Source organism: Micromonospora taraxaci (assembly GCF_007830095.1).
Taxonomy (GTDB): Bacteria; Actinomycetota; Actinomycetes; order Mycobacteriales; family Micromonosporaceae; genus Micromonospora; species Micromonospora taraxaci.
On sequence record NZ_VIWZ01000001.1, the window covers coordinates 1,180,691 to 1,199,721 of the forward strand.

The window sequence follows — 19,031 nt, forward strand, 5'->3', positions numbered from 1 at the left end:
CATGGAGTTGTGGTGCCCCGTAGAAGGGGCATAGGCCGACAAAGCGGCCACCACAACTCCATGATCGACCCCAGCGGGCGGGGTGGGTCAGGCTGTGGGGAGGGTGGGGCGGAGTTCGGCGAAGTGGCAGGCGGACGGGTGGGGGTCCGCTGCCCTTGGGACCGTTGCGGGGTCCTCTACCGCGCAGATCTCCTGGGCCTTCCAGCAGCGGGTCCGGAAGTGGCACCCGCTCGGCGGGTCGGCCGGGCTGGGCACGTCCCCGACCAGCCGGATCATGGTGCGCTGCTCGCGGGCGGCCGGGTCCGGCACCGGCACGGCGGAGAGCAGAGCCTGGGTGTACGGGTGGGTGGCCCGCTCGTAGATCTCGTCCTCGGTGCCGATCTCCACGATCCGACCGAGGTACATCACCGCTACCCGGTCGGCGATGTGCCGCACCACGGACAGGTCGTGGGCGATGAAGATGTACGACAGCCCCAGCTCGTCCTGCAACTGCTTGAGCAGGTTGATCACCTGGGCCTGGATGGAGACGTCCAGCGCGGACACCGGCTCGTCGCAGACGATCACGTCGGGCCGCAGCGCGAGCGCCCGGGCGATGCCGATGCGCTGACGCTGGCCGCCGGAGAACTGGTGCGGGTACCGGTTGATGTGCTCCGGGTTGAGCCCGACCAGGTCCAACAGCTCCTGGACACGCCGCTGCTTGCTGCCCTTTGGGGCGGCATCCGGGTGGATCTCGAACGGCTCGCCGATGATGTCACCGACGGTCATCCGCGGGTTCAGCGAGGTGTACGGGTCCTGCATCACCATCTGCATGTTGCGGCGCACCCGGCGCAGCTCGCCACCGGAGGCCTTGAACAGGTCCCTGCCCTCCAGGGTGGCACTTCCCGAGGTGGGCGTCTCCAGCCGCATCAGCAGCCGGGCGAGGGTGGACTTGCCGCAGCCGGACTCGCCGACGACACCCAGTGTCTCGCCGCGCCGCAGCTCGAAGCTCACCCCGTCGACCGCCTTGACCGCGCCGACCTGCCGCTGGAACAGCACGCCCTGGGTGATCGGGAAGTGCTTGACCAGGTTGTCGACGGAGAGGATGGCCTCGCCGCGGACCTTGGTGGGGTTAGCGGGCGACGCTGTCATCACGGACCTCCTGCGCGAAGTGGCAAGCGCTGGTCCGGCCGTCGCCGAGGACCAGGTCGTGCGGTACGACGTCCACGCAGACCTGCTGGACGTACGGGCACCGGGGGTGGAACGGGCAGCCGGACGGGATGCGCATCAGGTTCGGCGGCAACCCCTTGATCGTCGACAGTTCCTCGCCACGGACGTCCAGGCGCGGGATCGACTCCAACAACCCCTTGGTGTACGGGTGGGCGGGGGCCTTGTAGAGCGAGTGGACGTCGGCGTGCTCGACGATGCGACCGGCGTACATGACGGCGATCCGGTCCGCGACACCGGCGACCACACCCAGGTCGTGGGTGATCAGGATCATCGCCATGTTGAGTTCGCGGCGCAGGTCGGCCAGCAGGTCCATGATCTGGGCCTGGACGGTCACGTCGAGCGCCGTGGTGGGCTCGTCGGCGATCAACACCTTCGGGTCCAGCGCCAGTGCCATGGCGATCATGACGCGCTGCCGCATGCCCCCGGAGAACTGGTGCGGGTAGTCGCCGATGCGCTTGGCAGCACCCGGGATCTTGACCAGGTCCATCAACTCGATGGCGCGCCGCCGGGCGTCGGCCCGGGACATGCCGGCGCGTTGGCGCAGCGTCTCGCCGATCTGCCAGCCGACCGGGAACACCGGGTTCAGGGCGGAGAGCGCGTCCTGGAAGATCATCGCGATCTCCTTGCCGCGTACCTGCCGACGTTGCTCCTCGGTGCGGGTGAGCAGGTCCTGACCCTGATAGAGGATCTGGCCGGAGCGGACGAACGCGGGCGGGGTGTCCAGAATGCCCATGATCGCCTGGGCGGTGACCGACTTGCCCGAGCCGGACTCGCCGAGCACGGCAAGTGTCTCGCCGGCGTCCAGGTGGTACGACACGCCGTTGATCACCCGGGCCACACCCTCGTTGGTGCGGAACTCGACGTGCAGGTCTCGCAATTCGAGCAGGTGGCCGCCCTCGGGAGTGGCGGAGGCCGGCGTAGGTTCGAAGGTCATGACTGTGCCTGCCTTTCGCTCGCGACTGCGGGGCTCGCTTCGCTCACTCCTCGCGCTCGCATGAGAATCACCGCAGCTTCGGGTCGAAGGCGTCACGGATCGCGTCGCCGAGCATGATGAACGCCAGAACGGTCAGCGCGAGGAACGCCGACGGGACGATCAACGGGGTGGCCGCCTCCCGCATGTGGATCCGGCCGGTGTCGATGTCCTGACCCCAGGAGATGGTCGGCGCCTTCAGGCCGATGCCGAGGAAGGAGAGCGTCGCCTCGGCCGCGATGAACGAGCCGAGCGCGATGGTCAGCACGACGATGACCGGGGCCAGCGAGTTCGGCAGGATGTGCCGCCACATGATCCGGCTGTTGCCGGCGCCGAGCATCCGGGCCGCCGCGACGTAGTCCTGCTCCTTGGCGGTGATCACCGAGGAGCGGACCACCCGGGCGGCGGTGGTCCAGCCGAGGAGGGCCAGCACGAAGACGACAGCGCCGATCCGAGCCCACTGGCTGTCGCTGGACACCCGCTTGAGCAGCACGATCGCGGCCAGCAGCAGCGGAATGCCGAGCACCACGTCGATCACCCGGGAGAGCACCGCGTCGACCCACCGGCCGAAGTAACCGGCCAGCATGCCGATGACCAGGGCGATGATCCCGGTGCCGAGCGCGGCGAGCGCGCCGACCAGCAACGAGGCACGGGTGCCGTAGACCGCCCGGGAGTACGTGTCGCACCCCTGGAAGTCGTACCCGAAGATGGCCCCGCCGGACGGCCCGGCGTGCTGCCGGGACAGCAGGCAGTCGTTCGGGTTGTTGGCGGTGAACACGCCGGGGAGCAGCGCCATCAGCGTGAAGATGACGACCAGCGCCAGCGAGATCCAGAAGATCGGGTTGCGGCGGAGGTCGCGCCAGGCGTCTCCGGCCAGGCTGCGCGGCTTGTTCGGAGCGCCGACCTGGTTGGGTGTGCCCGGCTCGCCCGAGGGGCCACGTCGTGCGGCCTGGTTCTCGCTGGCCGCCACAGTTTCAAAGTCACTCATAGCGGATCCTCGGGTCGAGTACGGCGTACAGGACGTCAACCACCAGGTTCGAGATCAGGTAGACCACGACGAGCACGCTGACGATGCCCACCACCAGCGGGCCGTCCTCGGTGCGGATGCCGCGGAAGAGGTTGAAGCCCACGCCGGGGATGTTGAAGACGCCCTCGGTGATGATCGCGCCGCTCATCAGGTTGCCCAGCTCCACACCGAGGAAGGTGATGACCGGGATGAGCGAGTTGCGCAGCACGTGGACGATGACGATGCGGCGCTTGACCAGGCCCTTCGACCGGGCGGTCCGGACGTAGTCCGCGCGCAGGTTCTCCGCCACCGAGGCGCGGGTGAGGCGCAACGCGGTGGCCAGCGACAGTGAGCCGAGCACGATGCCCGGCAGCAGGAGCGCGTAGAACGACGGGTCCGAGCCGGCGGTGGGCGGGAAGAGCTGGAACTTGACGCCCAGGAAGTACTGCGCCAGCGGGGCCAGCACGATGGTCGGGATACCCAGCACCAGGAGGGTCAGCACGAGCGTCGAGTTGTCGAAGATGCTGGCCCGGCGGATGCCGGCGATCACCCCGGCGCTGACCCCGAAGATGATCGCCACGGCGAGCGCGATGAGCGCGAGCCGTACGGTGACCGGCCAGGCCTGTTCGAGGATGTCGCCGATGTTCCGACCGGTGAGCGATTCGCCCAGGTTGCCCTGGAGCAGGTTCTTCACGTAGTCGAAGTAGCGGTAGAAGAAGCCGCCGACGCCGGTGGCGTCCAGGTGGTACTTCTCGGTCAGGTAGGCCCGTTGGGCTGGCGTCACCGGCCGCTCACCGGCGAGCGCCTGGATCGGGTCGCCCTGCCCGGCGAATGTCAGCGCGTAGACGATCAGGGTGGTCCCGAAGAACGCCAGGACCATCTGCAGTAGGCGCCGCAAGATGTAGCGGAACATGCTTAGCAGTCTCTCCGGAAATGTGCGAAAGGGTCGCAGGACGGCATCTCTGGTCGTACCCGAAATATCGGAGACGTGCCGTCCGGCCCGGGGGAGCCGGCACCACCGGGCCGGACCCGCTGCTGCGGTCCGGCCCCCGGTGCGGTCCGGGCCACCCGGGCATCGTCGCCCGGGTGGCCCGCACCATGGTCAGCTCAGCTGGCCGCTTCGATCTTGACGAGGTTGACCCGCTGGAACAGGTCCATCTCCACGTTCTTGACCTTGGACGAGTGGCCGAACACGTTCTCGCCGAAGCGGAGCGGGATCACCGGCATGTCCTTGGCCAGGATGTCCTCCGCCTGCTGGTACTTGGCGATCGCCTCGTCCTGCGTCTTGGCGGCGGAACCCTCCTTGACCAGCTTGTCGAACTCCGGGTTGCTGTAGCCGTAGTAGTTCGACGAGCCGTTCGTGCTGTACAGCGGGCCGAGGTAGTCCTCCATGGTCGGGTAGTCCATGACCCAACCCATCCGGAACGCACCCACCGGCGTCTTCTTCTCGACCTTGGTGAGCAGGTCGGCGAACTTCGGCTCGGCCGAGCCCACGGCGTCCACGCCCAGGTTGGCCTTGAGCTGGTTGACCGTGGCGTCGACCCAGTCCTTGTGACCGCCGTCGCCGTTGTACGAGATGACGATCTTCGAAGGACCACCGGCGGCCTGGTAGAGCTTCTTGGCCTCGGTCGGGTTGAACTCGCCCGACTTGCCGGTGGTGTCGTCCCGGAAGCCCGGCAGGACCGGCGAGACGAAGGAGCGCGCCGGCGTCTGCGAGCCCTTGAAGACCGACTTGGTGATCTCGTCACGGTCGATCGCCATCGAGATGGCCTTGCGGACGTCCGGGTTGCTGTAGTCCTTGTCGAACGTCGGGAACGCCAGGAACTGGAACGACGACATCGGGCTGGTCTTGTACCGGTCGCCCAGGTCGCTCGGCGCGGTGCTCAGGCTCTCGGTCGGGATCGTGGGCAGCACGTCCAGGTTGTCCGCCAGGACGTCCGCGTACGCCGCGGTGAGCTGCTGGTAGATCCGGAACTCGACGTTCTTCACCTTGGGCTTCTCGCCCGGGAAGGCGTCGTAACGCTCGACCTCGATCTTGCTGTCGTGCTGCCAGGTGCCCTTCATCTTGAAGGGGCCCTGCCCGATCGGCGCCTGCTCGTAGGAGTCCTTGAGCACGCCCGGAGCCGAGAACGCGGCGTCCGGCATCGGGAAGAACGCGTTGTAGCCCAACGTGGTCTTGAAGTCGATGTACGGCTCGTTGAGCGTCACGGTGAAGGTGAGGTCGTCGACCTTCTTCAGGCCGGACATCTCCTTGGCCTTCGGCTCCTTGCCCTGCAGGTCCGCGTAACCAGCGATCTTCTCGAAGAACGGGTTGGTGTCCTGGCCGTTGGGGGCGTACGCGCCGTAGTTCCAGGCGTTGATGTAGTCCTCGGCCGTGACCTTCTCGCCGTTGTGGAAGGTGAAGCCGTCCTTGAGCTTGATCGTCCAGACCTTGTTGTCGGACGAGGTGACCGACTGGGCGGCGACCTCGTACGGCTTGTTCTGGGCGTCGTAGTCGACGAGCGGGCTGAACAGGCCGGCGATGACCTGAGAGCCGGACGTCTCGGTGGTGTTGGTCGGAACCAGGTGCTTCGGCTCGGCGATCTGGATGCTGACCACCGAACTGTCGCTGCCACCGGAACCACCGTCGCCGCCGCTGCCGCAGGCCGCGAGGCCCAGCGTCACCGCGAGCGGGAGGGCGGTCCAGGCGGCGAGTCTACGAACTCGCATTGAGCCTCCTCATCTCCTCACGCTGCGCAGTCAGGCCCGACGCTGGGTTTACGCTGCGCAACAAGCGGTAACGGTAGGTCGGCGGCGAGGCTTCGACAACGACGCGGTTGCGGGTGGGTAACGGTATGAGGTCGAGTCCCTTGTCGAACGGCTGCCGGACTGCTACGTCAAACCATGCGAAACGCCATCTTGCTGGAAAGACATCGCTGCCTTCGTGCCCTGTCGTGGCGATATAGATCGCGTTGCCGCCTGCGTGAGTGTCCGTCCGGTGTCGGTCCGCCACGGTCCGCCTGTCTGGTTCGATGGTGACCGAATGAACAGATGTTCACTCAGAGTGACTAGCAACACGTCACGGATGGTCACATTTGCTGATGGTGATCAAGGAGTCGATGGGCCGCCCGATCGAGGTCGTCGGAACCCCGGGCGGAGGTCGTGAGACGATCTGGTCGTGACGGCGACGCTTCTGGACGGCAAGGCAACCGCGGCGGAGATCAAGGACGAGCTGCGAATTCGGGTGAAGGCACTCGCGGAACGCGGCATCACTCCCGGGCTGGGCACGGTCCTGGTCGGGTCGGACCCGGGCAGTCAGGCGTACGTCAACGGCAAGCACCGTGACTGCGCCGAGGTGGGCATCGCCTCGATCCGCCGGGAGTTGCCGGCCGACGCCACCCAGCAGCAGGTCGACGACGTGATCGCCGAGCTGAACGCCGACCCGGCGTGCCACGGCTACATCGTCCAGCTGCCGCTGCCCGCCCACCTCGACACTCAGCGCGTGCTGGAGCTGATCGACCCGGACAAGGACGCCGACGGCCTGCACCCGGTCAACCTGGGTCGGCTCGTCCTCGGCTACGACGGCCCGCTGCCCTGCACCCCGCGCGGCATCGTCGAACTGCTCCGCCGCCACGACGTGGCCCTGCGCGGCGCCACCGTCGCCGTCGTCGGCCGGGGCAACACCGTCGGCCGCCCGCTCGGCCTGCTGCTCACCAGGCGCTCCGAGAACGCCACCGTCACGCTGTGCCACACCGGCACCCTCGACCTCGCCTCGCACACCCGGGCCGCCGACATCGTCATCGTCGCGGCCGGCGTACCGGGGCTGCTCACCGCCGACATGATCAACCCAGGCGCGGTCGTTGTGGACGTCGGCATCACGCGGGTGATCGGCGCGGACGGCAAGGGTCGCTACACCGGCGACGTGGACCCGGAGGTGGCCGAGACGGCCGGCGCGCTGGTGCCGATGCCCGGCGGTGTCGGGCCGATGACCCGGGCCATGCTGCTCAGCAACGTGGTGGAGCGCGCGGAGCGCGGCTGAACCGTGCGCCGGCGACACCGGTGACGTTCGCCCCATCCCGGCGATGCCCGCCGCCCCTGGCCTGATCGGTGTCAGGATGACTGATACGGTCCGGAAAACCGACTGGTATCAGGGAGTGGGACGACCATGGGTAAGAAGGTCACTGTCGTCGGGGCTGGCTTCTACGGCTCTACCACCGCACAGCGCCTGGCCGAGTACGACGTCTTCGACACCGTAGTGATCACCGACATCGTGGAGGGCAAGCCCGCGGGTCTCGCGCTCGACCTCAACCAGTCGCGGGCCATCGAGGGCTTCGAGACCAAGGTCGTCGGCGTGACCACCGGCCCCAACGGTGAGGGCTACGAGAGCATCGAGGGCTCCGACGTCGTCGTGATCACCGCTGGTCTGCCGCGCAAGCCCGGCATGAGCCGCATGGACCTGCTGGAGACCAACGCCAAGATCGTTCGTCAGGTCGCCGAGAACGTCGCCAAGTACGCCCCGAACGCTGTCGTCATCGTCGTCTCGAACCCGCTGGACGAGATGACCGCGCTCGCGCAGCTCGCCACCCAGTTCCCGAAGAACCGGGTGCTCGGGCAGGCCGGCATGCTCGACACCGCCCGGTTCAGCAACTTCGTCGCCGAGGCGCTGAACGTGCCGGTGGCGTCGGTACGCACCCTGACCCTGGGCTCGCACGGCGACACCATGGTCCCGGTGCCGTCGAAGAGCACCGTCAACGGCAAGCCGCTGCGCGACGCGATGCCGGCCGAGCAGATCGAGGAGCTGGTCGTCAAGACCCGCAACGGTGGCGCCGAGGTGGTCGCGCTGCTCAAGACCGGCTCGGCGTACTACGCCCCGTCGGCCGCCGCGGCCCGGATGGCGAAGGCTGTCGCGGAGGACTCCGGCGAGGTCATGCCGGTCTGCGCCTGGGTCGACGGCGAGTACGGCATCTCCGGTGTCTACCTCGGTGTCGAGGCCGAGATCGGCGCCGAGGGCGTCAAGCGGGTCGTCGAGACCGACCTGGACGCCGACGAGCGTGCCAGCCTCCTGGAGGCGGCCGAGGCCGTCCGCGCGAAGCAGGGCGACATCTCCAGCATGTGATCGACCCAGCAGTACGCAAGGGGGCGCGCCGGCAAGCCGGCGCGCCCCCTTGCGTAGGCCCCGTTGATCATGAAGTTATTGCCCTCCAGCTCGGCGTGTCAGGGCAATAACTTCATGATCAACGGAGGTCAGGCGGCGGGGTGAAGGGGGTGCCCAGGTGGGGGGTGGCCAGGATGGTGGGGGAGTGGGTCCGGAGGATGGTCAGGCGGGAGCGGCGGGCCTCGTCCGGGTCCTCCTCGTGGGCGTACGCCAGGTCGGGGTCGACGAGTTGCACGGCGTGCACCAGCAGGTCGCCGGTGAGCAGCATCCGTTCGTCGGCCCAGGTCAGCAGCACCGACTGGTGGCCCGGGGTGTGGCCGGGAGTGGGCAGCAGACGTACCGCCGGGGTGAGGGTCGTCTCGCCGTCGACCACCCGGAGTTGGCCGGCGGCGCGCAACGGCGCGATCAGGCCGGCCGGCAGCCCCGGGTTGAGCGTCTGCGCCGCGTCCACCTCGGCGCGCTGCACCAGGTAGCTCGCGTTGGGGAAGTACGGTCGGCCGGGCGTGCCGGTGACGGCCCACCCGATGTGGTCGCTGTGCAGGTGGGTCAGCACCACCGTCTCGACGTCGGCCGGGTCGATGCCGGTGGCGGCCAGCTCGGCGGGCATCCGGCCGGGCACCGGCGCCCAGCTCGCGGCCGGCGCGTCGGCCGGGCCGATTCCCGCGTCGACCAGTGTGACCGGCCCGTCGCCGGAGCGGATCGCGAAGCTGCGGAACGGTAGCCACCACTGCCCGTCGGCGGTGACCGAGGTGGGGTCGCGCCGGTCGGCCTCCGCCCAGTGGACCGCCGTGGCGTGCGGAAACGCCTCCGCGCGGGGTTGGAAGAAGGCACCCTCACCGTCGGTGAGGGCGGTGACCGTGATAGACCCGAGGGTGCGGCTCAGTGGCATCGCGTCATGATCCAGGGAGTTCCCGCACTGCGCAGCCCGGTTTCCACCGGTCGGTCGAGGCCGGCTGGGGGCCGCCGGCCCAATTGCAGTACGCTCGTACTGCTTGAGCACGTGTCCCCCGAGAGGAGCGCCGGCCGATGGCGAAGATCAAGGTAAACAACCCGGTCGTGGAGCTCGACGGCGACGAGATGACCCGGATCATCTGGAAGCAGATCCGGGAGCAGCTGATCCTGCCCTACCTCGACGTCGACCTGCACTACTACGACCTGTCGATCCAGTACCGCGACGAGACCGACGACCAGGTCACCATCGACGCCGCCAACGCCATCAAGGAGCACGGCGTCGGCGTCAAGTGCGCGACCATCACCCCGGACGAGGCCCGGGTCGAGGAGTTCGGCCTGAAGAAGATGTGGCGGTCGCCCAACGGCACCATCCGCAACATCCTCGGCGGCGTCGTCTTCCGCGAGCCGATCATCATGTCCAACGTGCCGCGCCTGGTGCCCGGCTGGACCAAGCCGATCATCATCGGCCGGCACGCCCACGGTGACCAGTACAAGGCCACCGACTTCGTCGTCCCCGGTCCGGGCACGGTGACCATCACCTACACGCCGGCCGACGGCGGCACGCCGATGGAGATGGAGGTCGCCAACTTCCCCGGCGGCGGCATCGCCATGGGCATGTACAACTACGACGAGTCGATCCGGGACTTCGCCCGGGCGTCGTTCCGGTACGGCCTGGACCGCAACTACCCGGTCTACATGTCGACCAAGAACACCATCCTCAAGGCGTACGACGGCCGGTTCAAGGACATCTTCGCCGAGGTGTTCGAGGCCGAGTTCAAGGCCGAGTTCGACGCCGCCGGCCTCACCTACGAGCACCGGCTCATCGACGACATGGTCGCCGCCGCGCTCAAGTGGGAGGGCGGCTACGTCTGGGCCTGCAAGAACTACGACGGTGACGTGCAGTCCGACACCGTCGCGCAGGGCTTCGGCTCGCTGGGTCTGATGACCTCGGTGCTGCTCTCCCCGGACGGCCGGACTGTCGAGGCCGAGGCCGCGCACGGCACTGTCACCCGGCACTACCGGCAGTACCAGAAGGGCGAGAAGACCTCGACCAACCCGATCGCGTCGATCTACGCCTGGACCCGTGGCCTGGCCCACCGGGGCAAGCTGGACGGCACCCCGGCGGTCACCGAGTTCGCCAACACCCTGGAGCAGGTCATCATCGACACCGTCGAGGGTGGCCAGATGACCAAGGACCTGGCGCTGCTCATCTCGCGCGACGCCCCGTGGCTGACCACCGACGAGTTCATGAACGCGCTCGACGAGAACCTGGCCCGTAAGCTCGCCGCCTGATCCAGGCGTACCGCGTCATCGGAGCCCGCCGGCCACTCGCCGGCGGGCTTCGGCGTGTCCGGCGGTGCCGCGCCGAGCGGCGTCACCGCCGTCGGCGCGCCTCGTTGACCAGGATGGACGAGATGCCAGTCGCGTCCAGGAAGGTTGACCACGGTCGACCCGCGGCACCCGTGCGCCGATCAGCCAGCCTTCCCGGCTGTGCCGTGCACAGCCAGCCGTCCCTTCCCTGCGGGGGGCCCTGTCCCGGGCCCCCCGCGCCCTGTTCCCCGCCGCTCACCGCACGGCGCTCACCGCACAGCGGGGAAGCCGGGCGGCTCAGGCGGCGCGGAGCAACTCGGCGGCACGCTCCGGAGCGATGTCGTTGATGAAGACACCCATCCCGGACTCGGAGCCCGCCAGGTACTTCAGCTTGTCCTTGGCGCGCCGGATGCTGAACAGCTGCAGGTGCAGGTGGCCCAACTCCCGGTCGATCCGCACCGGCGCCTGGTGCCACGCCGAGATGTACGGCATCGGCATGTCGAACAGGCCGTCGAAGCGGCGCAGCAGATCCAGGTAGAGCGGCCCGAAGGCGTCCCGCTCGCTGTCGCTGAGCGCCGGGATGTCCGGCACCACGCGACGCGGGGCGACGTGCACCTCGAACGGCCAGCGGGCAGCCGCCGGGACGAACGCCGTCCAGTGTTCGTTCTCGGCGACCACCCGCTCACCGGCGGCTCGTTCGGCGGCCAGCACGTCCGCGTACAGGTTGCCCCCGCCGGTCTGCTCGGCGTGCCGGCGGGCGGCGGCCAGCAACGCGCGGGTGCGCGGCGTCACGAAGGGGTACGCGTAGATCTGCCCGTGCGGGTGGTGCAGGGTGACGCCGATTTCGACACCGCGGTTCTCGAAGCAGAAGACCTGCTCCACGCCGGGCAGCTCCCCGAGCACCTCGGTGCGGTCGGCGAGCGCGTCCAGCACGGTGCGCACCCGACGCGGCGGCAGGCTGGCGAAGGAGGCGTTGTGGTCCGAGGTGAAGCACACGACCTCGCACCGCCCGAGGCCCGGTCGGACGGACGTGAACGGGGTGATGGCCCCGGGTTCGTCGGCGACCCGGCCGCTGAGCGACGGGAACCGGTTCTCGAAGACCACCACGTCGTAGTCGGGGGCGGGGATCTCGGTCAGGCGGTCGCCCACCGACGGGTCGAGCGGGCACTCGTTCGCCGGCGGCAGGAAGATGCGGGTCTGCCGGTGTACGGCGACGGCCACCCACTCGTCGGTCAGCGGGTCGTAGCGCAGCTGGGACGCGGGAGGCGGTGGTGGCAGGTCACGGCGGTCCGGCTGGTCACGGACGGCGTCGTCGCCCTCGTCGAAGTAGATCAGCTCCCGGCCGTCGGCCAGGTCGATGGCGGTGCGCTTCACTACGCCGTCCCCTCACTCGTCGGCGTGCGCGTCGCGCGGCCCGCCCCTGTCGCCTTCACCATGATCAATTCGCCCACCTGTTCGCCGAGTACCCGTCGAGCGGGTGGTGGCAACCGGTCGTCGCTGACCAGTACGTGTGCTGCGGCCAGCTCGACGATCGAGGAGATGCCCACAGTGCCCCACTTGGTGTGGTCGGCGAGCACCACCAGTCGGTCCGCCGCGGCCACGAGTGCCCGGTCGGTCTCCGCCTCCATGAGGTTCGGGGTGGTGAAGCCGGCCCGCTCGGTGATGCCATGGACGCCCAGGAAGAGCAGGTCCAGGTGCAGCGAGCGGACCGCCCCGACCGCGAGGGGGCCGACCAACGCGTCCGACGGAGTGCGTACGCCCCCGGTGAGCACCACAGTCTGGTCCGGTCGACCTCCGGCGTGCAGGATCTCGGCCACCGGCAGCGAGTTGGTGACCACGGTCAGGCCGGGCACGTCCACCAGCCTGCGGGCCAACTCGGCGGTGGTGGTGCCGGCGGAGAGGGCGACCGCCGCGCCCGGACGGACCAGTTGGGCGGCGTGGTCCGCGATGGCGGCCTTCTCCGGCAACTGACGGACCGACTTGGCGTGGAAGCCCGGCTCGTCGGTCGAACTCGGTTCGGCTGTCGTGGCGCCGCCGTGCACCTTGGCCAGCAGGCCGCGCTCGTGCAGCGCCTCCAGGTCGCGGCGGATGGTCATGTCGGAGACGCCGAACTCGCCGGCCAGTTCGCTGACCCGAACGCCGCCGGTCGCCCGGACCCGCTCCAGGATGGCCGTCTGCCGCTGCTGAGCGAGCATCGCCGTGCCTCCCAGGGGTCCCCGTACTCTCACGCGGTCAAACGTGTTCCAACAAGAATGAACACTAGCGCGTAGCGGGCAGCGGTGGAAGGAACGGGGTACGACGGACGCCTCAGGCAGACGCGATCTTCAACTCCACCCAGCCGGTCTCGGTCAGGTGATGAAGCACCGCCTGCACCGCGTCCGCCACAGTCAGGTCGGTGGTGTCGAGCACCAGGTCGGCGTCGGTCGGCTCCTCGTACGGGTCGTCGATGCCGGTCATCCCGGTGAGCAGGCCCGCGCGTGCCCGCGCGTACAGGCCCTTGCGGTCCCGGCGCTCGCACACCTCGAGCGGGGTGGCCACGTGCACCAGCACGAAACCCGCCCCGGCGGCCAGGGCCATCTCCCGGGCCGTGGCGCGGGCGGCCGCGTACGGGGCGATCGGGCAGCAGATGCCCACCCCCTGGTGCCGGGCGATCTCGGCGGCCACCCAACCGATCCGTCGGACGTTGAGATCCCGGTCGGCCTTGCTGAAGCCCAACCCGGCAGAGAGTTCCCGGCGCACCACGTCCCCGTCGAGCAGGGTCACCGTGCGGTCGCCGCTCTCCCGCAGCGCGTCCGCCAACCCTCGGGCGATCGTCGACTTGCCCGAACCGGAGAGGCCGGTCAGGAAGACCACCAGCCCTCGGTGCCGACGCGGCGGTCGGGCCCGGGCCAGCTCCCTCGCCACGGCCGGAGGAGTGTGCCACTCCGGCAGCGGGAATCCCCGGTCGAGCAGGTCGTCGATCTCCTGCTGGGTCAGGGCGAGCCGGCGGTTACGCGGTGGGATGTCCTCCCGCCAGCGCCACTGCCCGTCCCTGTTGTCGTACGCGAGTTCGCGTGGCACCAGCACCCGCAGCCCGGCACCGGAGAGCATCTCCCCGGTGGAGAGCAGGTGGGTCACCCCGTACGAGGCGGAGACCCGGGCGCGCAGCAGCGCGTCGCTTATCTCCTCACGGCGGTGCGACAGGGGCACCGCGACCACTGTCGCCGGTGGCATCCGGTCCCGGGCGGCGAAGATGGTGCGGACCAGCGCCTCCGGCGGGAGCCCACCGACGCCGCCCTCACCGACCGGGATCATCACCAGCAGGTGCGCGGCCAGGGTGCGGGCGGCATGGGCGATCTGGGCAAGCTGCGGACGGTGCAGCGGCCGATCGGCGATGACCCCGAGCACCCGACCGGGAGGCAGCAGCGCGCGAACCTCCTCCGGGTTGCGGCGCAGGCGCTGGAACGGGCCATGGCCACCGTCGCCCAACCGCCGGACCGGGCCACCGACCCCGGCGATGCCGTCGCGCACCTGCCAGACGTCCGTCACGTCCAGGGCAGCCGCCGGGGCGCCCTCGCCGTCGGTGAGCACCAGCGCCCGACGGGCCGGGTCACGCGGATCGAAGCTCTGCGCCAGGGAGGCCGGGACCTGCAGCGTCACCGCGACCTGCCACGGCGCGCCGTCGGCCAGCCGGCCGCGGCGACTGACCGAGACCAGGTCGGCGCGGGTCATGAAACCGTTCAGAGGGGCGTACGCGCCGGTCAGCAGCAGCTCAAGATCCGCGAGCTCACCCGGACGCGGCGTGTATGCCGGTGCGTCCCGCAGCACCTCGTCGGGCAGCACCCCACCGTTGCTCATCCACACCCCCCACTCGCTGACCGGCACACAGTTTCGCAGCCGACCGCCGATCGGTCGAGAGCGCCACTCCACGAGCCCGGCGGACAGGATCGACGCCGGATCCGCCCCACCCGTGCGCACCCTCGGCCGTCCGCCTCTCCGGGCCGCGCGCCGTCGTCGGCACCCGACGGATTGCTGCCCACTGAACAGAAGATGAATCGTCCCACCCCCGACGGGCTTTTCCGCAACGGGGTCGTGGACCGGGGAGTACTTCCGACCGGCCGGACAGCGGGACCTTAAGGGTCCGCCATGCCAAGGATCAGGGAAGCGCCGGGGGCGCGCCGGTGTCTGCGCCGGGCATCCACTCCCTACCCTGGGCAACGTGACACTGATCGCGACCCAGTCGCTCACCAAGACGTACGGAGGTCGGGTCACCGCGCTCGCCGACCTCACCGTCGCCGTCGAGCCCGGGATCATCGGCCTGGTGGGCGCGAACGGCGCCGGCAAATCCACGCTGATCAAGATTCTGCTCGGCCTGATCCCACCGACCAGCGGTCAGGTGTCGGTGCTCGGCATCGACCCGACCGCCGACCCGGCGCAGGTCCGCGCCCGGGTCGGCTACATGCCCGAGCACGACTGCCTTCCACCGGACCTGTCCGCCGCCGAGCTGGTCACCCACCTCGGCCGGATGAGTGGCCTGCCCCGCACCGCCGCCCGCGAGCGGGCGTCGGAGGCGCTGCGGCACGTCGGCCTCTACGAGGAGCGTTACCGCCCGGTCGGTGGCTACTCCACCGGCATGAAGCAACGCGTCAAGCTCGCCCAGGCGCTGGTGCACGACCCCGACCTGCTGCTGCTCGACGAGCCGACGAACGGCCTTGACCCGGCCGGCCGCGACGCCATGTTGGCCCTGGTGCACCGGATCGGCACCGAGTTCGGCATCTCCGTGCTGGTCTGCTCGCACCTGCTCGGTGAGGTGGAGCGGATCTGCGACACCCTGATCGCCATCGACGGCGGCCGGTTGCTGCGCGCCGACAACATCTCCGCGATGACCTCGGCGACGGACGTGCTCGCCGTGGAGGTGAGCGAGGGCACCGAGGAACTCGCCGCCCGGCTGGCCGAGTTGCAGCTGCCGGTCGCGCGGGACGGGCGACTGCTGCTCGTACCACTCGCCGACGACGGCACCTACGACCTGATCCTCGGCGCGGTCGCCGAACTGGACCTGCCACTGCACCGACTGGACCAGCGCCGGCACCGGGTGGCCGAACTCTTCGCCACGAGGGAGCTCACCCATGCCTGAGTCGTCTTCCGCCGCGCTGCGGTCCACGCCGACCGGCGTCATCCACGACATCGGCTACCAACGGTACGCAGGCCCGAGGCTGGGCCGGCGGCACGTCTTCGGCGCGCTCTACGTGCACGGGCTGCGCACCACCTTCGGCTTCGGACGCAGCGCCAAAGCCAAGATCTTCCCGTGGTTGGTGATCGGCATCGTCACCCTGGTCGCGGCGGCGCTGACCGCGATCCGCAGCCAGATCGGCGAGCCGGTCGCCACGTACGCCCAGTTCGCCGACTCGATGAGCTGGCTGGTCCTCTTCTTCGTCGCGGTGGCCGCGCCGGAGTTGGTCTCGCGGGACCTGCGCAGCGGCGTCCTGCCGCTCTACTTCTCCCGGCCGTTGCCGCGCGGTGACTACGCGCTGGCCAAGCTGCTGGCCCTGGTCACGGGGCTCTGGCTGCTGCTAGGCGGCCCGCAGGTGCTGATGTTCCTGGGTGCCGCGTTCACCACGAAGCAGGGCCTTCGCGGGGTCTGGAACGAGCTGCTCGACCTGCTGCCCGGCCTGCTCTACGCGGGGCTGTGGGCGGTGGTCTTCGCCTCGGTCGGTCTGCTGATCGCGTCGCTGACCGGCAAGCGCGCCTTCGCCGCCGGTGGGGTGGTCGCCGTCTTCCTGATGACCACGCCGATCGTGGGGGTGCTGAGCATCCTGCCGTCGCGTAGCGCCAACGAGCTGGCCGGTCTCGCCTCGCCCTCCACCCTGGTGCAGGGAGTGGGCATCTGGTCGCTCGGCGACCTGCTGGTGGAGGACGGTCAGGAAGGCATCGGGGTCGGCCGGTTCGGTCCGGTCTACGCCCTGGCCGCTGTGCTGCTGGTCGCCGGCGCCACCGCCCTCCTGCTGGCCCGCTACCGGAAGGTTGCCTCCTGATGAGCACGCTGAGCCTGACCGGGGTGTCCCGGTGGTACGGCAACGTGGTCGCGGTCAACGACATCAGCATGGCCCTGGGGCCGGGCGTGACCGGGCTGCTCGGCCCGAACGGCGCCGGCAAGACCACGCTGCTGCACATGATGGCCGGGTTCCTCGCCCCGTCGCGCGGCACTGTCACCCTGGACGACGAGCCGACCTGGCGCAACCCCGACGTCTACCGGCGGTTGGGGCTGGTCAGCGAACGGGAGGCGGTGCAGAGCTACCTCACCGCGCACGAGTTCGTGCTGGCCAGCGCGAAGCTGCACCGGCTGGCCGATCCCGCGGCGGCCGCCCGGCGGGCGATCGAGCTGGTCGAGTTGGAGTCGGCGCAGGACCGGCGGATCGGCACGTACTCCAAGGGCATGCGGCAGCGGGCCCGGGTGGCCGCCGCGCTGGTGCACGAACCGCAGGTGCTGCTGCTCGACGAGCCGTTCAACGGGATGGACCCGCGTCAGCGGCTGCACATGATGGACCTGCTGCACAAACTGGGCGACTCCGGCCGGACGATCCTGTTCAGTTCGCACATCCTGGAGGAGGTCGAGCAGGTCTCCGGGACGGTGCAGGTGATGGTGGCCGGCCGGCTCGCCGCCTCCGGTGACTTCCGGACCATCCGACGGCTGATGACCAACCGTCCGCACGTCTTCGCGGTGCGCTCCACCGACGACCGGGCACTGGCCGTCGCGCTGATCGCCGAGTCGTCGGTCACCGGGGTCGAGCTGGAACCCACCGGTCTGACCGTGCGCGCCGGTGACTACGGCGCCTTCACCCGGGCGCTACCCCGGATCGCGCTCAACCAAGGCATCCGGGTGCGCCAACTGGTGCCGTCCGACGAGTCCCTGGAGAGCGTCTTCTCCTACCTCGTGGAGGCCTGACCGGTGAGTGCGAGGAGTGAACGAGCGCAGCGAGTGAGCCCCGCAGTCACGAACGAAGGAAGATGACATGTCCACGATTACCTGGATCACCGCCCGTGGGCTGTTCGGCCGCCGCCGGTTCCTGCTGCTGCTCCCGCTGCCGTTGGTCCTGCTCGGGCTGGCCGTGCTGTGCCGGTCCCTGGGCGTGGACCCCCGTCAGTGGGGTCCTCCGGTGCTGGTCGGCCTCGGGCTGGCCGTGGTGCTGCCGGTGGTCGCGCTGATCATCGGCACCGGCGTGCTGGGCGCCGAGATCGACGACGGCACTGTGGTGCACATCCTGACCAAACCGATTCCGCGGTGGCAGATCGTACTGCCGAAGCTCGCGGTGGCGGCCGGGATCACCGCCGTCACCGTTGCGGTGCCGCTCTACGTCGCGGGCGTGCTGGCCGCTTCGGTACGCCTCGGACTGGCGTTGGCGGTCGCGGCAGCGCTCGGCGCGCTGGCGTACTCGGCGTTCTTCCTCGCGCTCAGCCTGGTCACCCGGCGGCCGGTGCTGCTCGGCCTGGTCTACGTGTTGATCTGGGAGGGCCTGCTGGGCAACTTCGTCAGCGGCACCAAGGTGCTCTCCATCCAGCAGTACGTGATCGCGCTCGCCGACCGGATCGCCCCCACCGGGCTGCTGGAGACCACCGTGTCGGTGCCCGTGGCGTCGGTGATGACCGCGCTGGTGAGCGTCGGCTTCACGGTGCTGGCCATCGACCGTCTGCGCTCGTTCAGCGTGGCCGGCGAGACGAGCTGACACCGGTGCGAAACGCCGTTCCGGCCAGCCCCCGCCCGGCGGTAGGGCTGGCCGGATGGACCGGGCGGGCACCCTCGGGCCAGGCTGTCTGGTGTGAGCGTCGAAACGGAGCAGACGTCGTTGGCTGAGCCGTACTCCCGGAGCAGCCGTCCGTGGCTGACCAGTCTGGCCGTCGCCGGGCTGGCCTGTGCCACGGTCGCCACGGCCGCCCAGGGCAGTGGCCAGTTCCACTGGTGGGCCGTGTTCATCCTGATCCCGGCCGCGTTGATCGCGGCCAGCGGCGGGCCGTTGCTGGCCCGGGGCGGCGGCCGGGCCTTCGCCGGTTACATGCTCGCCTGCGTCGGCACGATCGTCTTCGCGGTCGGCGCGCTGCTGATGTTCGGCGTGATGGGCCGGGGTTGGCCGCTGATGGTGGTGCTGCCCTGCCTGGCGGTTGCCGGCACCTACGGGTGGCGGGCGGCCCACCCCCTGGTCCGTGGTCTGCACCGGGCGGTGGCCCTGCTCGCGCTGACCGGCGCGTTGCTCGGCCTGACCCTGCAACTGATCCGGGTGGACCTGATCCACCTCAGGAACGGCTGGTGGGGTGCGTTCCTGATGCTGGCCGGGGCCATCGTCCTCGGCAACGCAGGCGAGCTGACCCGGCACCGGATGCCGTACCGCCTCCAGGCGATCACCCTGCTGGTCGGGCCCTCAGTGGTCGCGTTCCTGCTCGGGCTGCGCTTCCTGCGCGGTTGGTGACCACACGTCCGCCGC

Annotated in this window: 17 protein-coding genes; 8 read left to right on the forward strand and 9 right to left on the reverse strand. The window is 69.7% G+C overall.

Going from position 1 to position 19,031, the window contains the following annotated elements:
• Positions 1 to 87 precede the first annotated feature (87 nt).
• The 5 genes from FHU34_RS05640 to FHU34_RS05660 form a co-directional block, all read right to left on the reverse strand.
• On the reverse strand, positions 88 to 1,128 hold the full coding sequence (locus FHU34_RS05640; protein WP_145778995.1) for an ABC transporter ATP-binding protein: 1,041 nt from the start codon (positions 1,126 to 1,128) through the stop codon (positions 88 to 90).
• Positions 1,109 to 2,140, reverse strand: a complete 1,032-nt coding sequence (locus FHU34_RS05645) for an ABC transporter ATP-binding protein (RefSeq protein ID WP_145778996.1) — start codon at positions 2,138 to 2,140, stop codon at positions 1,109 to 1,111. The genes FHU34_RS05640 and FHU34_RS05645 overlap by 20 nt, the downstream gene beginning before the upstream one ends.
• Positions 2,141 to 2,207: 67 nt before the next feature.
• Complete coding sequence (locus FHU34_RS05650) at positions 2,208 to 3,164, reverse strand: ABC transporter permease (protein WP_145778997.1); 957 nt, start codon at positions 3,162 to 3,164, stop codon at positions 2,208 to 2,210.
• A complete protein-coding gene (locus FHU34_RS05655; RefSeq protein ID WP_145778998.1) occupies positions 3,157 to 4,095 on the reverse strand; it encodes an ABC transporter permease in 939 nt (312 codons plus the stop codon). Before FHU34_RS05655 ends, FHU34_RS05650 begins: the two co-directional genes overlap by 8 nt.
• Positions 4,096 to 4,289: 194 nt before the next feature.
• Entirely contained in the window at positions 4,290 to 5,891 is a 1,602-nt protein-coding gene (locus FHU34_RS05660) for a peptide ABC transporter substrate-binding protein (protein ID WP_145778999.1), read from the reverse strand.
• Between the two features lie 448 nt (positions 5,892 to 6,339).
• Here FHU34_RS05660 and FHU34_RS05665 point away from each other — a divergent pair, with 448 nt between their 5' ends.
• Both FHU34_RS05665 and FHU34_RS05670 read left to right on the forward strand, forming a co-directional pair.
• Positions 6,340 to 7,200, forward strand: coding sequence for a bifunctional methylenetetrahydrofolate dehydrogenase/methenyltetrahydrofolate cyclohydrolase (locus FHU34_RS05665; RefSeq protein WP_088987687.1), 861 nt, complete (start codon positions 6,340 to 6,342; stop codon positions 7,198 to 7,200).
• 126 nt (positions 7,201 to 7,326) lie between these two features.
• Positions 7,327 to 8,277: a malate dehydrogenase gene (locus FHU34_RS05670; RefSeq protein WP_112583765.1), complete on the forward strand. Its 951-nt coding sequence runs from the start codon at positions 7,327 to 7,329 to the stop codon at positions 8,275 to 8,277.
• A 118-nt stretch (positions 8,278 to 8,395) separates the two neighbouring features.
• Here the strand turns inward: FHU34_RS05670 and FHU34_RS05675 are convergent, their stop codons facing one another.
• On the reverse strand, positions 8,396 to 9,205 hold the full coding sequence (locus FHU34_RS05675; RefSeq protein WP_145779000.1) for an MBL fold metallo-hydrolase: 810 nt from the start codon (positions 9,203 to 9,205) through the stop codon (positions 8,396 to 8,398).
• Positions 9,206 to 9,342: 137 nt separating this feature from the next.
• Here FHU34_RS05675 and FHU34_RS05680 point away from each other — a divergent pair, with 137 nt between their 5' ends.
• Positions 9,343 to 10,560: an NADP-dependent isocitrate dehydrogenase gene (locus FHU34_RS05680; RefSeq protein ID WP_145779001.1), complete on the forward strand. Its 1,218-nt coding sequence runs from the start codon at positions 9,343 to 9,345 to the stop codon at positions 10,558 to 10,560.
• A 315-nt stretch (positions 10,561 to 10,875) separates the two neighbouring features.
• On the opposite strand, the gene galT is transcribed toward FHU34_RS05680, so the two are convergent.
• The 3 genes from galT to cysC all read right to left on the reverse strand — a co-directional run bounded on the left by galT (position 10,876) and on the right by cysC (position 14,415).
• A complete protein-coding gene (galT, locus tag FHU34_RS05685) occupies positions 10,876 to 11,952 on the reverse strand; it encodes a galactose-1-phosphate uridylyltransferase (RefSeq protein ID WP_145779002.1) in 1,077 nt (358 codons plus the stop codon).
• The gene (locus FHU34_RS05690) at positions 11,952 to 12,773 is read right to left on the reverse strand and encodes a DeoR/GlpR family DNA-binding transcription regulator (RefSeq protein ID WP_145779003.1); all 822 of its coding nucleotides are present in this window, start codon (positions 12,771 to 12,773) and stop codon (positions 11,952 to 11,954) included. Before FHU34_RS05690 ends, galT begins: the two co-directional genes overlap by 1 nt.
• A 112-nt stretch (positions 12,774 to 12,885) precedes the next feature.
• On the reverse strand, positions 12,886 to 14,415 hold the full coding sequence (gene cysC / locus FHU34_RS05695; protein ID WP_145779004.1) for an adenylyl-sulfate kinase: 1,530 nt from the start codon (positions 14,413 to 14,415) through the stop codon (positions 12,886 to 12,888).
• A 361-nt stretch (positions 14,416 to 14,776) separates the two neighbouring features.
• Here cysC and FHU34_RS05700 point away from each other — a divergent pair, with 361 nt between their 5' ends.
• The 5 genes from FHU34_RS05700 to FHU34_RS05720 all read left to right on the forward strand — a co-directional run bounded on the left by FHU34_RS05700 (position 14,777) and on the right by FHU34_RS05720 (position 19,016).
• Positions 14,777 to 15,691 carry an ABC transporter ATP-binding protein gene (locus FHU34_RS05700; RefSeq protein ID WP_145779005.1) on the forward strand — a complete coding sequence of 305 codons (915 nt, stop codon included), beginning with the start codon at positions 14,777 to 14,779 and terminating at the stop codon, positions 15,689 to 15,691.
• Positions 15,684 to 16,589: an ABC transporter permease gene (locus tag FHU34_RS05705; protein WP_145779006.1), complete on the forward strand. Its 906-nt coding sequence runs from the start codon at positions 15,684 to 15,686 to the stop codon at positions 16,587 to 16,589. Before FHU34_RS05700 ends, FHU34_RS05705 begins: the two co-directional genes overlap by 8 nt.
• On the forward strand, positions 16,589 to 17,500 hold the full coding sequence (locus tag FHU34_RS05710; protein WP_145779007.1) for an ABC transporter ATP-binding protein: 912 nt from the start codon (positions 16,589 to 16,591) through the stop codon (positions 17,498 to 17,500). The genes FHU34_RS05705 and FHU34_RS05710 overlap by 1 nt, the downstream gene beginning before the upstream one ends.
• Before the next feature lie 67 nt (positions 17,501 to 17,567).
• Positions 17,568 to 18,278: an ABC transporter permease gene (locus tag FHU34_RS05715; RefSeq protein WP_145779008.1), complete on the forward strand. Its 711-nt coding sequence runs from the start codon at positions 17,568 to 17,570 to the stop codon at positions 18,276 to 18,278.
• Positions 18,279 to 18,371: 93 nt separating this feature from the next.
• Positions 18,372 to 19,016: a hypothetical protein gene (locus FHU34_RS05720; protein ID WP_145779009.1), complete on the forward strand. Its 645-nt coding sequence runs from the start codon at positions 18,372 to 18,374 to the stop codon at positions 19,014 to 19,016.
• The last annotated feature ends 15 nt before the right edge of the window (positions 19,017 to 19,031 follow it).

What these genes read in the sequence shown, in the direction of transcription:
- FHU34_RS05655 (WP_145778998.1), bottom strand. Translation starts at nt 4,095, where the DNA reads ATGTTCCGCTACATCTTGCGGCGCCTACTGCAGATGGTCCTGGCGTTC.
- FHU34_RS05715 (WP_145779008.1), top strand. Translation starts at nt 17,568, where the DNA reads ATGTCCACGATTACCTGGATCACCGCCCGTGGGCTGTTCGGCCGCCGC.
- FHU34_RS05640 (WP_145778995.1), bottom strand. Translation starts at nt 1,128, where the DNA reads ATGACAGCGTCGCCCGCTAACCCCACCAAGGTCCGCGGCGAGGCCATC.
- FHU34_RS05645 (WP_145778996.1), bottom strand. Translation starts at nt 2,140, where the DNA reads ATGACCTTCGAACCTACGCCGGCCTCCGCCACTCCCGAGGGCGGCCAC.
- FHU34_RS05710 (WP_145779007.1), top strand. Translation starts at nt 16,589, where the DNA reads ATGAGCACGCTGAGCCTGACCGGGGTGTCCCGGTGGTACGGCAACGTG.
- FHU34_RS05670 (WP_112583765.1), top strand. Translation starts at nt 7,327, where the DNA reads ATGGGTAAGAAGGTCACTGTCGTCGGGGCTGGCTTCTACGGCTCTACC.
- FHU34_RS05690 (WP_145779003.1), bottom strand. Translation starts at nt 12,773, where the DNA reads ATGCTCGCTCAGCAGCGGCAGACGGCCATCCTGGAGCGGGTCCGGGCG.
- cysC (WP_145779004.1), bottom strand. Translation starts at nt 14,415, where the DNA reads ATGAGCAACGGTGGGGTGCTGCCCGACGAGGTGCTGCGGGACGCACCG.
- FHU34_RS05650 (WP_145778997.1), bottom strand. Translation starts at nt 3,164, where the DNA reads ATGAGTGACTTTGAAACTGTGGCGGCCAGCGAGAACCAGGCCGCACGA.
- FHU34_RS05705 (WP_145779006.1), top strand. Translation starts at nt 15,684, where the DNA reads ATGCCTGAGTCGTCTTCCGCCGCGCTGCGGTCCACGCCGACCGGCGTC.
- FHU34_RS05680 (WP_145779001.1), top strand. Translation starts at nt 9,343, where the DNA reads ATGGCGAAGATCAAGGTAAACAACCCGGTCGTGGAGCTCGACGGCGAC.
- FHU34_RS05660 (WP_145778999.1), bottom strand. Translation starts at nt 5,891, where the DNA reads ATGCGAGTTCGTAGACTCGCCGCCTGGACCGCCCTCCCGCTCGCGGTG.
- FHU34_RS05675 (WP_145779000.1), bottom strand. Translation starts at nt 9,205, where the DNA reads ATGCCACTGAGCCGCACCCTCGGGTCTATCACGGTCACCGCCCTCACC.